We start from the raw sequence: 12,948 nt of genomic DNA on the forward strand, positions 1-12,948 counted from the left end.
CTTACTTATATCTGACATATTTACTTCATATTATTTTCTTATAGTGATATCACTTTAGAAATTGATGAGATTTAAATATGCACCTGTTAAACAAAAACTTGCTCGTTTTATTAATTGCAGTGTCTGTTTTTTCTACAGCATGTGGAAAAAAGAAAGACTCTGAACCCGTTAAAGCAGAGTCGCAAGTGGTTGCAAAAGTCAATGGTGACGAAATATTAATTCACCAAGTTAACTTTCAATTAGCTCGTTTGGGGCAATTGAATGAAGCGCAAAGCAAGTTAGCTGCAAAGCAAATTTTATCTAAACTGGTTGAACAGCAGTTGTTAAAGAAACAAGCAATAGAAACCAAGTTAGATCGTGACCCTACAGTGCTTCTTGCCATCGAAGCATCAAAAGACGAAATTCTCTCACAAGCTTATTTAGAGCAATTAATGCTAAAAGCCAATAAGCCTTCGGCATCAGAAATTGATAGCTTTTATAAATCACACCCAGAGCTTTTTGAGAACAGACATGTATTTCGTTTGCAAGAGTTAGTCATTGAAGTCAATAAAGATAAATTTGCAGAAGTGCAGAATAATTTAAAAGCAATTAAAGGCATTAATGAAATTGCTACATGGCTAAAAAATAACAACTACCCTTTTTCGGCTAACAGTAATGTTAGAGCTGCAGAACAATTGCCGTTGGATATGTTGAAAAAGTTACAGTTATTAAAAGAGGGTGAGTTTTTAATTGTTCCAACTGACCGCTCTCTGAACGTAGTACATCTAGCGGCTATTCAATCTGCACCTATTTCTCGTGAAAAAGCCATTCCAATCATTGAGCAGTATTTTGTCAACCAGAATAAATCTACGCTGGCGAAAAACGAAATACTAGCGCTCAATGAAAAAGCAAAAATAGAATTTTTAGGTGCATTTTCAGATATGAAGAAACAGGAATTATTGAAGCCTTCGATAGCTGAAGCTAATAAAGAATTACCTAAAAAAGCATCTGAGTCTGACGTAGAGCCGACATTGTCTGACGCAAAAGAAAATCAACCAGTAGCAAAGCCTAAAGGTGATCAAGCAAATATGGATAAAGGCTTATCGGGCCTTTAATCAGACGATTCTGGAATTTAGATCAATCCCATAAGGTTATTTTGATATGTATAGAGTGATGTTGCTTTTGATAATGTTATTGACATGTTCTGTCGGCATGGCGGATGCGACTTCAACAACAGGTGTAAAAAATGAAACGAATGTAGCAAGGGATTATGTATTAGGTGCAGGTGACTTGGTGCGTATCAATGTTTATGGCAGTCCGGACATGCTAACAGAAGCCAGATTGTCAGCTGCAGGCACAATTACATTTCCACTGATTGGTGAAGTAAAACTTGGCGGTATTAGCCCTACTGCTTCAGAGAAGAAAATTTCAGATTTGTTAGAACAAGGCGGGTTTGTAAAAAAAGCTCAAGTGAATTTAGTGGTAATGCAATTCCAAAGTCAGTTTGTTTCAGTATTGGGCGACGTCTATAAGCCAGGAAAGTACTCACTGGATAGGCCTAGTACGCTTTCTGATGTATTGGCACTTGCAGGTGGAATCACGTCGAATGGCTCAGACATGGTGACATTGATTCGTACAGAAGCTGGTACATCAATTAAGCACAGTTATGACTTGAGAGAATTAATTGCTAATGCAGATTCTAAAAGTAATCCTCAGCTGCTTGGGGATGACATTATTTATGTGAATGCACGTGAAGTTTCAGTATTGGGTCAAGTAAATCGCCCTGGCAAATACTCAGTGGTGAGTGGTGTCCGTAATGTGATTGATTTTTTGTCTCAAGCAGGTGGTATTTCTGCGGGGGGCGCGGACAAAATTATTGTAGTGACTAATCGTGACGGTAAAGTTGAAAAACATGAGATTGACGTTGATCAGCTGTATCGCAAAGGTGATGCTCTAGTCAATTTAGAGTTGGCAGACGGCGATTCAATATATGTTCCTAGGATTCCGGTATTTTATATCTATGGTGAAGTACAGCGCCCAGGCTCGTTCAGGCTGGAGAGAAATATGAATTTATCGCAAGCAATATCGCTTGGTGGGGGTCTTTCTGATCGCGGTACAGAAAGAGGAGTCAAGATTAAACGTCAGGTGAACGGTGTGATGAAAATGATCAGTGCCAACCAAAGTGACTTACTTCAGCCCGATGATGTTGTTTATGTGAGCGAAAGCTTGTTTTAGTAATTAGCTGATAATCGATAGGTAAACATGAGCTTTTCACAATTATTATCAATACTAGTCGCACGCATTCGGATACTGGCTTGGGTATTCTTCTTGACGGTAATCACGACTACGGTCATCAGTTTTATGTTGCCTAAAACTTACACTGCTACTACCTCACTTGTGATTAATTCCAAGGGCGCTGACCCAGTCACAGGATTTATGTTGCCTCCAGCTTCAATGGCTGGGTATATGGCAACTCAGGTAGACATTATTCAGAGTCGCAATGTGGCGTTAAAGGTAGTAGATAAGCTAGGTGTTGTGAATAGCCCTATAGCTAGAAGCCAATTTGAAAAGTCCACAAAAGGCGAAGGAAATATCACCGATTGGTATGCAGATCAGTTTTTGCAGAATTTGGATGTTAAGCCATCACGCGAAAGTAGTGTGATTGAAATTAGCTATCAAGGGGCTGATCCTAAATTTTCAGCAATGTTGGCAAATGCCTTTGCTGAAGCTTATATTAATACCAACCTTCAATTGAAAATTGAGCCCGCGAAGCAAGCAGCACTTTGGTTTGATCAAGAAATTAAGGGCTTGCGTCAAAATGTTGAGTTATCTCAAGAAAGATTATCTGCGTATCAAAAAGAACATGGTATTGCGTCTTCAGACGACCGGTTAGATATTGAAACAGCGCGATTAAATGAACTCTCCAATCAGTTGGTAATGGCTCAAGCCCAAACATACGATAGCAACTCGCGCCATAGCCAGTTAAAAAGAGGCGTGGAGTCTGAAGCTCCCGAAGTGTTAGCTAATCCATTGATACAAGGGCTTAAATCACAATTAGCTCAGGCGGACGCCAAACTGACTGATTTATCACAGCACCTTGGTCAGAATCACCCGCAATATCAAGCAGCACAAGAAGAGGTGAATAATTTACGTCACTTAATTGCCTCTGAAACTGCTAAGACTAGCAGTAGTGTTGGGCAGTCTGCTCGGGTATCACAGCAAAAAGAAGCCGAAGTTAGAACCTCTCTTGCGGCACAAAAAGAACATGTACTTAAGTTCAAAAGTCAGCGAGATGAAATGGCGGTTTTACTTCGTGAGGCTGAAAGTGCGCAGCGTATATATGACAATGCATTACAAAGATTTGGTCAGACAAACATGGAAAGTAAGTCTGTGCAAACGGATGTATCTGTTCTTAATCCAGCTGTACCCCCTTTAAAGCATTCCAGTCCAAAAATATTCATCAATATTTTGCTATCAATTATATTAGGAGCACTGTTGGCTGTTGGTATAGCCATCGTGGCAGAAGTGCTAGATAGACGTGTTAGAACTGCTGAAGACTTAATGCAAATGTTAGATTTGCCAGTATTGGCTGATATTAATCAGAGTGTTAAAAAACCTGGAAATTTAGCAGGTTCAATAGGTCAGTTCTTTAAAAAAGTTAAATTTAATAAACGCGACATTTCTAAGTATCAACTTTTGGCAAAGTAAGCGACACATGGAATCTTCAAATAATTATTTAATTAATAACAATAGCCAGACCGATGATCATATCCGTATTGGTGATGCGTTAATTGCACATGCGAAATTGAAACAGCACGATGTTGAACGTGTGCTTGAGCTGCAAAAAAGTAAGAATATGCTATTTGGAGATGCTGCAATAGCACTTGGTTTAATCAAAGATAGCGACCTCAAAAAAGTATTATCTAAACAGTTTAACTATCCATATGTAAATGAAGGCGGTCTGCCTCTGAGTAAAACTTTGGTCGCTGCACATGCTCCATTTAGCGAAGAGGTTGAGGAATTAAGAAGGTTAAGAAGTCAATTGCTCATATGTTGGTTTGATTTAGGGTACAAAACCTTAGCGGTCACTTCAGCAAGCCCCGAAGATGGTGCGAGCCGCGTTGCAGCTAATTTGGCCATAGTATTTTCACAGCTCAATAAAAAGACACTGTTAATTGATGCAAATTTACGTAAGTCAGTTCAAAACAAATTATTCAATGTAGAAACAAAGCTTGGGTTATCTAATATTTTAGCCAATAAGCAGGGGAGTTATGAGTTGTCTCGTCAACCTGATTTTCCTAACTTATCAATCTTATCTGCAGGTACAGAGGTTCCAAATCCACAAGAGTTGTTAAGCCAGGATGGCTTGGCCGAATTAATCTTAAATTTAGAAAAAGTCTACGACATTATTTTATTTGATACCACACCAATGAATTTAGGCTCGGATGCATTGACCATCGTTTCAAAAGCTAAAGGTGCAATCATCGTTGCCCGCAAAGATCACACATTAGCAACAGAAGTTCAATATTTGCATAAACAATTGAACCTAACTGGCGCCAAAGTTATTGGCAGTGTAATTCAGGAGTTTTAAGTGTTAAATCCTAGTGAGAATTTTAGACAAGCTAGTTTTTTGAAACTGACAAATCATATTTTAAGATGGTTACCAGTCATTGTTGGCTTGTTAATACTTTACACGCCAACGGTTCAGTTTCTTTCTGATAATTTGTGGAATACAGAAGATCAAGCGCACGGACCAATCATTCTGTTCGTAGTTTTTTATTTATTCTGGCAAAAGCGGCAAGTTTTTTTACAGGAAAAGAATGATTTCAAACCTATTTTAGGTGGAACATTGTTATTGCTTGGCCTGCTAATGTATGCCGTGGGGCATTCACAAGAAATATTATTATTTGAAATTGGCTCTCTTGTTCCGATACTCACTGGTGTGACTTTGCTCACATTAGGAGTAAGTAGCTTTAATCAATTGTGGTTTGCTATTTTCTTCACAATATTCATGATTCCTTTACCGAGTGTCGTAGTAGACCTATTAACTAATCCATTAAAACAATATATCTCGCTGCTTGCAGAGGTTATTTTGTATCAATTGGGTTATCCAATAGCACGAAGCGGAGTCACCATTTCAATTGGATATTATCAATTATTAGTAGCTAACGCATGTTCAGGCTTGCATTCAATGTTTTCGTTATCAGCATTGGGTTTTTTATATTTGTATTTAATGCAATATAAAAACTGGTCACGTAATTTATTGATTATCGCCAGCATTCTGCCTATAGCTTTTCTGGCTAACCTAATTCGCGTCATCACGCTAATATTGGTGACTTACTACTATGGCGATGAGGTTGGGCAGGGTTTCGTGCATAAATTTGCTGGAATGCTTTTGTTTGCAACTTCATTAATGTTCATCTTCTTGTTTGATAGCGTGATAGGCAAGCTGTCATTTTTTAAAGACAAGCAATCCGCTCAAACTGTTTCTAACTCAATATGAAAAAAACTATTTCCATACGGCATTTAGTGATCGGGTTATCAATGTTATGCACGGCTGGTTTAGCTGTGGCAATGAAACCCACCATTATTTTCGCAGATCAATATGAAAAAATAAATTTAGAAACAATTGTGCCTAAGCAATTTCATGGTTGGAGAATGGAGGAAATGACTTCACATCTCGTTAATCCTGAAGAGCAGGCTGCAGTCAACAAAGTATATTCACAAACATTATCACGTAGTTATGTGAATGAGCAGGGTGAAAGGGTCATGCTTTCAATCGCGTATGGAAAAGATCAGAGTGACAGTGTGGGTGTACATTTACCTGAAGGTTGTTATGGCGGGCAAGGCTTTTCTGTTAGAGATAGCATTAAAGTCATATTCAAAACAAATTTCGGTAATATTCCAGCGGCAAGATTGGTGGCAACAAAGGGTGGAAGAGTCGAGCCTATTACCTATTGGTTAACCGTGGGTGAAAAAGCGGTATATGGCGGATGGGATATGAAGAAGATAAAACTTCAATATGCCCTCAATGGTGTTGTGCCAGATGGATTGCTTATGCGCGTTTCTAGCATTACGCCAGACGTAGCTTATGGCTATGCCTTGCAAACGCGCTTTACTGACGAGTTGCTCACTTCATTGTCACCCAGTCAGCGTATACGCTTGATGGGTAATAACGCCACGCAAAGCTAGTTTTAATAATCGTAAAAAGTAGCTTCAAATGGTGAACTCCCCTTATTCAAAAGAAAGTGTTCGTCTAGGCATTTTGCATTACTTGTTAGGCCGAGGGTTAGCGGGCTTGGCTGGTTTTGCGACAGTGATATTGCTCGTGCGCTATATGGATGTGCAAAGCTACGCTGGATTCACTGCGCTAACGGGATTAATTGCAATGTCTGGCGTTTTTGCAGGTTTAGGCTTAGAGCGGGCAGTTTCAAGGTATGTGCCTGAAGCTCGGCTAGAGCGTAGCGCTAGTGAGCTTGGAAGTTTTATTTGGCGGATTTCGCTGGTGAGGCTAAGTGCAGCACTCTTTGTTTGTTTGATATTTTATATAGGTTGGGGGCAAGTTTTACGCATATTTCCAGATGTGCACCTCGTGCAGTTTCCTGTTGCTCTCGTATGTTTTGTAGTTGCAGAAACATTATTTCAGCATTTTTCTTCAGTGTTGCAGGCACTGATTAAACAGAAAGCTCTGACTCGAATCTTAATAGTTCAGTGGGGAGGGCGTTTAGCTATGATTGCATGGGTGATGTCGGCTCATGCAATCATTAGCTTAGAAGAGTCCTTATGGATAATGGCAGTACCAGAAATGATTGGAGTTCTATTCTTTGTCATGTTGTTAATGAAGGATTTAAACGAGTTAAAACATGAAGAAAAGTTAACTAATTCAGCTAAATCTGCTGAGAACTGGCCTGACTGGAAAGAAATTTCTAAAATGGCTGGGCATAATTACGGATTCACACTTCTAGCCGCGCCTCCTCAAGGATATTTCATGAAAATGTTGGCGGCAATATTTTTACCAACGCAAATGGTCGCCGCCTATGGTTTCTTTATAAGCATAGCTGAAAGAGCAAGGCAATATATCCCGCTTCATCTGCTGTACAACTTAATTGAACCAGTCATGATAGGTAGCTATTTGCAAAATCGTGATTTCGCGACATTGAATAAACGTTGTCAGCTACTTTATAAATCTAATTTAGTATTGCTGATACCCCTTTTGGCATGGATTGCCGCAGCAGGTGTTTTTATTATTGCCACGTTAACAGGTGGTAAGTATCAAGAATATGTATGGCTTCTAATCGTTGTGATGCTGCAACTTACCGTGGGTAGCCACGTAGTGCTATTGCAACTGATATTAAATTCGGTAGGCTCCAGTGTATTGCTGGTTCGGGCAGGAATCGTTGCATTATTAGGGATGGCGGCTTTCTTGGCCGCTACCATTTTCATTAACGTGCAGTTTTTAGTCGTTGCACCTTTAGTGTTTTCCCTAATCTGTAATACCTACATTATTCAGGCGTTAAAGCGCCAAGGATATCCCTACCAACTTTCATGGAAATTATTTTTTGGGGCCAGTATTTCAGGTTTTATTGCTTTTTTGACCACTTGGACACTAACAAACCAGAATTATTTCTTCACACATAACGCCTTAATCATATCAATTCTAAGCGGGGGCATCATTTTTTTGGTTTACTTGGGGGGATTGTATTTTCTCAATGCGGTACATGCAGATGAAATAGAGCTGGTTAAATCACTGCTCAAGAAAAAAAGTCTTGTCATAGATAAGCCGATTGAAGTCAATATCATCTCTCATCTGCAAACTGAAGCACGTCAAGTGCTTGATAAGCTCATTCCAAAAGATGCACATGTTATTTTGTTGGATTACCCTAACAATACAAATGTAGGTGACAGCTTAATATGGCTAGGTGAAATTGCTTACTTAGAAAGTCGTGGCTTAACACCCGCTTATGTATGTGATGTGAAAAATTATAGCGAAGCTAATATTCGAAAAATTATCAATGATAATAGCCTGATCTTAATGCATGGTGGTGGTAATTTTGGCACTATATGGACTGAAATACATAACTTTAGGTTACAGGTGTTACGTGATTTTCCAAACATACCTATAGTGCAACTTCCTCAGACGATACACTTTAATGATGAAGCTAAGACTAAGGAAATGGCTGATGCAATTGCCACGCAAGGCAATTACACTTTGCTGGCACGCAGTCAGCCAAGTTATGATTTTGCACAGGGAAATTTTTCAGCAAAAATTCATTTGTGCCCAGATATGGCATTTTTCATAGGTGCTATTCACACTCAAAACACCCCTGAATTTGATAGATTTGTACTCGCTAGAACAGACCATGAGAAATCTGGAGATAGATTTGTTGAGTCAGTTCGTGCAATTAAAAGTAAAAATACATATGAAATTGCGGACTGGCTAAATGCCTCTTGGCAAGAACGCTTGTTGCATCGAGTAGAAATCCATACTTTAAGCTTAAGAAGTAAGATAGATCCTAATAACCAAGTCCTCTTCTATTTATGGAATAAGTTGTCACAATTAAGATTAAAACGAGGTATAGCTTTATTAACAAGAGGTCGAGTTGTTATCACGGATAGGTTACATGCTCATGTACTTAGTATTTTGCTTAATAAGCCTCATGTCTTGCTGGATAACAGTTACGGGAAAATTGGAAATTTCTATAAAACCTGGACACATACCCACTCCCTAACAAGGTTCGTCACAGATTTAACAAACCTTCATTTGCTGGCAGATGAGTTTGATATGTCTTTAAATACAAAAAAAAACAGTAGTGGCAGCGGTGTATGAGGGGCGAACTGCTGCAGCACTGCGTTGTGATTACATGCTTTGATTGTAACCAACCTGGTTTCTTAGATTTTTCTTATCGAATTAACTCATTAGCAAAAGAGTATCGTTTAACTATTGTGAGCCAAGCTGATATTACTCAACCTGAGTTGCTTTTAGCGCAGGCGAAGTATCAAGTTATTTCTATAGGCAATGGAAAGTTAGGCTGGCTTAGTTATTTATTAAAGTGTGGATGGCTCATACGTCAACAGAAGCCAGATATTGTGGTATTGCTGCATTCAGCTGCAGCACCTATTGCATTGTTAACAGCTTCGATTCCAACTTGTTTGTATTGGAATGAGCATCCAACTAATCTCATTCATTTGCCCACAAAGTTTTCACCAATACGACGCATGATTACAGAGCTATTGCATAAGTTAATTTTCTTTGGTGCGAAAAATGCTAATTTAATTATGCCTATTGGGGAAGACCATCAAATAGATCTATGTCTACATAGAGTTGATCAGAATAAAATAAAAATGATTTATATGGGCGTGTCCGAAAGATTCTTGGTAAAAAGGACAATTAATGAATATGGCATGAAGCTTCCGCTTCGGTTGATTTATGTCGGAACGGTCAGTGTGCAGCGTGGGCGGGATGTCATGCTTGATGCAATGGCAATTTTAGCTAAAGAGCATGCTGAAGTGCATTTAACAATCATAGGTGCAAATGAAGAGCAGCTTATATTTTGTGAGCAACGTATACAGCATTTGAAGATTAAAGATTATGTGACGGTTTTAGGCCGTATCTCAGGAGAACAAGTACCTAACTATTTGCAGCAAGCGGATATCGGTATTTGCCTCTGGGAAAAAAATCCTTGGTATGAGTTTAATCCACCAACTAAGCTATTTGAATACTTAACTGCTGGTCTACCTGTTTTAGCGAGCAATATACGTACTCATACAAGATATATTCAAGATTGGAATAATGGCCTCATTTTTGAGTATGACAAAACTTCTCTAGCAAAAGCAATTTCAAGTTTGTATCAGCATCGAAATAGAATTCAATCTTTAAAGCATAATGCTAACGCGGCGGGTCTTCAATATTCTTGGAATAAGCTCGAGAAGGTATTTTTGCAGTCGGTAAGAAGTCTACTGAGTAGCAAAGCGCTAAATAAATGATGTTTGCAAGATCATCGCAAAGTATTTGGTTTAAGTTAATGTTTCTAACGGTAGCAACATTACTGGCCTTATCGTTTTCATTGGTAGCGGTCACAGCCAATCCAATTTTTATTGGTTTAGCAGTAGGGCTGATATTGGGGATATTTCTATTAGCTGATCCTAAAAAGACTATCTGGCTAGTGATTACCTTAGGTCTTGCTGCACCAGCTATTTTGGATATGGGAGGTCATGGCTTATCTCGCGTCTCATGGGCAATCTCAATGATGGCCATTTTGCTGTGTATACCAAGCGTCTTACATTTATTCGATTTAAATTCCAAGGAGAAAAAACATATTCCGTTATTCATATGGATGGCAGTTTTCTTTGTTATCTACGCGGTTGGCTCAACTGTGTTCAAAATGCATTCTATTGGTGAATTGTTCGGTGGATTTAAGCGTTACTTTCAAGCATTTGGGCTCATGCTCGCCTTGGTGACCTTGGCAATCTCAAGAAAAGATATTAATAGTTGGCTTAAGCTGCTACTGACGATAGCCCTCTTACAATTGCCGTTTGCCTTATTTGAGAGATTTGTACTTGTTCCACTTCGCGGTGGTATGGCGGCAGGTGGACAAGCGACTGACGTCGTAGCAGGCACTATGGGTGCAAATTTACAGGGCGGTAGCCCAAACTCAATCATGGTTATTTTCATTGTGATTGCCTTTGTCTTTATTTTTTCGCGTTGGAAAGCGGGTTTAATCCCATTATCCAGAATGTTCTTGCTAAGTTTAATGTTGTTATTTCCACTATTCTTAGGCGAAACCAAGGTAGTGGTTGTGCTATTGCCATTAATGGGCTTAGTGCTATTGCGTAAAGATTTAGTACAAAATCCAGCAAAATATTTACCCGTATTATTTGGTCTTTTAGTTTTAACTGCACTTCTTGCTTATGTCTATGTTTACATCATGCTGGATAGTAATTTTACTGAGGCTATGTTGGGAACTATCGCTTACAACGTAGATGATGTTGGGTATGGAACCTCTTTACTTAATCGCACAACAGTGATGAGTTTCTGGTGGGGCTTGCATGGCTGGCATGATCCAATATCATTTTTGTTTGGACATGGTTTAGGCAGTTCTTATGGTTCAGCGTTTGATGGCGGACATATAGCGCAAATGTATGTTAATTATGGAATTGGATTAACCACTATTTCCTCAATTTTGTGGGATTTGGGTTTAGTTGGATTAACTATATATGTCTCTATTTTTATTCTTACGTGGATTCAGATTAGTCGTTTATGGAAGCGTACTAGTAACCCATCAGTAAAAGCTGACTGCTTATCTATTCAAGTAGGTATTTCATTCACGCTCTTGTTCTTGTTTTATTCTGATAGCCAAGTGAATTTGCTAGTTCATGAAATTATTATTGCCGTGTTGTTGGGCTATGCCGCGTTCCTCATTCAAGAACATCGCAATGCATTAAATCAGTCTAAGGCACAAGCAATATTTGTATGACCTTAGCTAAAAAATATCAAACCAAATGGAGTAAGTTGTTTGTGTTTTTGGCAGCAAGTTTCTTGGCTTTTGTATTTGGTTTAATTGCCGTGACGAATAACCTAATCTTAATCGGATTGGCGATAGGCTTAGTCCTAGGCCTATTCTTATTATCTGCACCTAAAAAAGCTATATGGCTTGTCATTAGTCTCGGCTTAGTCACGCCTGCATTACTTGACATGGCCGGTCCAGGGTATTCAAAAATCCTTTGGGCAATCTCTATGATGGCGCTATTGCTGTGGATACCTAGCATGCTCAATTTGTTTTCCATAAATGCTAGGTATAAGAAAAATATTCCTCATTTTGTTTGGATAGCAATATTGTTTGCTTGTTTCGCGCTTATCACAACGGTTTTTCAGTTACATACTTTTGGTGAAATGTTAGGAGGGTTCAAGCGCTATTTTCAGGCCTTTGGTTTGATGCTTGCATTGGCAACACTGGCATTAACTAGAAAAGACATCAATCAATGGCTAAAGTTACTCTTAGGTATAGCTCTTATACAGTTACCTTTTGCGCTATTTGAACGTTTAGTACTGGTGAAAGAACGAGGAGGTTTTGGTGAGTGGGGGGCGTCGGCTACCGATGTGGTTGCAGGCACTTTCGGTGCTAACTTACTCACAGGAAGCCCCAACTCTATCATGGTGATATACATACTTACAGCCTGCGCATTTGTTGTATCGCGCTGGAAAGTAGATGCTATTCAAACCTCACGCATGTTGCTGCTAGTTAGCATTATATTACTACCCATATTTCTAGGCGAAACAAAGATAGTCATCATTATGTTTCCAATCATGGCAATCGGTTTGCTGCGAAAGGATATTTGGCTGAACCCAACTAAATACTTGCCTATCATTTTAGGCATATTTATTTTTACGCTATTACTCGCGGTTTTTTATGTATATGTTCTACTCGCGAGCAACTTCTCAGAGGCCTATACCGGGTCCATGAGTTATAACATTGGCAATGTAGGTTATGGTGAATATCTTTTAAATCGAACTACTGTGATGACTTTCTGGTGGAATTTGCATGGCGGTCATGATCCGCTGACTTTTTTGTTTGGGCATGGCCTTGGAAGCTCTTATGAATCTAGTGTGAATGCAGGACATATGGCGCAACTTTATGTGAAATATGGCATTAATTTAACAACTGTATCCACCATTTTATGGGACTTAGGTATGGTTGGACTTTTTCTATATATCAGTATTTTTATTGTCATGTGGTTTCAAGTAGGGAAGGTTTGGCAACGCACAAGCAACGTGATAATTAAGGCGGATTGCCTAGCTATTCAGGTGGGCATAGCATTTACCATGCTGTTTATATTTTATTCAGATAGCCAGGTAAATTTAATGGCGCATGAAATCATCGTTGCCTTATTAATCGGTTACGCAGCTTTTTTGTATCAAGAGCAGCACAAAGAGTTAACGGTTAGCTCTTTTTAAATTAGATTCATTACATT

General features: G+C 39.0%; 10 protein-coding genes. All 10 read left to right on the forward strand.

Annotated features, from left to right (window positions below; genetic code table 11):
- Positions 1–77: 77 nt before the first annotated feature.
- The 10 genes from M301_RS03880 (at position 78) to M301_RS03930 (ending at position 12,931) form a co-directional block, all read left to right on the forward strand.
- Positions 78–1,094: an EpsD family peptidyl-prolyl cis-trans isomerase gene (locus tag M301_RS03880; protein WP_013147450.1), complete on the forward strand. Its 1,017-nt coding sequence runs from the start codon at positions 78–80 to the stop codon at positions 1,092–1,094.
- 73 nt (positions 1,095–1,167) lie between these two features.
- Positions 1,168–2,214: an SLBB domain-containing protein gene (locus M301_RS03885; protein WP_238524665.1), complete on the forward strand. Its 1,047-nt coding sequence runs from the start codon at positions 1,168–1,170 to the stop codon at positions 2,212–2,214.
- 27 nt (positions 2,215–2,241) lie between these two features.
- Positions 2,242–3,687 (forward strand): chain length determinant protein EpsF, encoded by a 1,446-nt coding sequence (epsF, locus tag M301_RS03890; RefSeq protein ID WP_013147452.1) that lies wholly within the window; start codon positions 2,242–2,244, stop codon positions 3,685–3,687.
- A gap of 7 nt (positions 3,688–3,694) precedes the next feature.
- Positions 3,695–4,570: a polysaccharide biosynthesis tyrosine autokinase gene (locus M301_RS03895; protein ID WP_013147453.1), complete on the forward strand. Its 876-nt coding sequence runs from the start codon at positions 3,695–3,697 to the stop codon at positions 4,568–4,570.
- The gene (gene xrtB / locus M301_RS03900) at positions 4,571–5,482 is read left to right on the forward strand and encodes an exosortase B (RefSeq protein ID WP_013147454.1); all 912 of its coding nucleotides are present in this window, start codon (positions 4,571–4,573) and stop codon (positions 5,480–5,482) included. It abuts the gene before it with no gap.
- The gene (epsI, locus tag M301_RS03905; protein ID WP_013147455.1) at positions 5,479–6,171 is read left to right on the forward strand and encodes an exosortase-associated protein EpsI, B-type; all 693 of its coding nucleotides are present in this window, start codon (positions 5,479–5,481) and stop codon (positions 6,169–6,171) included. The genes xrtB and epsI overlap by 4 nt, the downstream gene beginning before the upstream one ends.
- 28 nt (positions 6,172–6,199) lie before the next feature.
- Positions 6,200–8,806, forward strand: a complete 2,607-nt coding sequence (locus M301_RS14675; protein ID WP_013147456.1) for a polysaccharide pyruvyl transferase family protein — start codon at positions 6,200–6,202, stop codon at positions 8,804–8,806.
- Entirely contained in the window at positions 8,803–9,963 is a 1,161-nt protein-coding gene (locus M301_RS03920) for a glycosyltransferase family 4 protein (RefSeq protein WP_013147457.1), read from the forward strand. Before M301_RS14675 ends, M301_RS03920 begins: the two co-directional genes overlap by 4 nt.
- Entirely contained in the window at positions 9,960–11,453 is a 1,494-nt protein-coding gene (locus M301_RS03925; RefSeq protein ID WP_013147458.1) for a hypothetical protein, read from the forward strand. Before M301_RS03920 ends, M301_RS03925 begins: the two co-directional genes overlap by 4 nt.
- Positions 11,450–12,931: a hypothetical protein gene (locus tag M301_RS03930; protein WP_013147459.1), complete on the forward strand. Its 1,482-nt coding sequence runs from the start codon at positions 11,450–11,452 to the stop codon at positions 12,929–12,931. Before M301_RS03925 ends, M301_RS03930 begins: the two co-directional genes overlap by 4 nt.
- Positions 12,932–12,948: the final 17 nt, after the last annotated feature.

Source organism: Methylotenera versatilis 301 (genome assembly GCF_000093025.1).
Classification (GTDB): Bacteria; Pseudomonadota; Gammaproteobacteria; order Burkholderiales; family Methylophilaceae; genus Methylotenera; species Methylotenera versatilis.

Bases quoted from the DNA above. Each gene is read 5' to 3' on its own strand.
- M301_RS03920 (WP_013147457.1), top strand. From the start codon at position 8,803: ATGAGGGGCGAACTGCTGCAGCACTGCGTTGTGATTACATGCTTTGAT.
- M301_RS03885 (WP_238524665.1), top strand. From the start codon at position 1,168: ATGTTATTGACATGTTCTGTCGGCATGGCGGATGCGACTTCAACAACA.
- M301_RS03895 (WP_013147453.1), top strand. From the start codon at position 3,695: ATGGAATCTTCAAATAATTATTTAATTAATAACAATAGCCAGACCGAT.
- M301_RS03925 (WP_013147458.1), top strand. From the start codon at position 9,960: ATGATGTTTGCAAGATCATCGCAAAGTATTTGGTTTAAGTTAATGTTT.
- M301_RS14675 (WP_013147456.1), top strand. From the start codon at position 6,200: ATGGTGAACTCCCCTTATTCAAAAGAAAGTGTTCGTCTAGGCATTTTG.
- epsF (WP_013147452.1), top strand. From the start codon at position 2,242: ATGAGCTTTTCACAATTATTATCAATACTAGTCGCACGCATTCGGATA.
- epsI (WP_013147455.1), top strand. From the start codon at position 5,479: ATGAAAAAAACTATTTCCATACGGCATTTAGTGATCGGGTTATCAATG.
- M301_RS03880 (WP_013147450.1), top strand. From the start codon at position 78: ATGCACCTGTTAAACAAAAACTTGCTCGTTTTATTAATTGCAGTGTCT.
- M301_RS03930 (WP_013147459.1), top strand. From the start codon at position 11,450: ATGACCTTAGCTAAAAAATATCAAACCAAATGGAGTAAGTTGTTTGTG.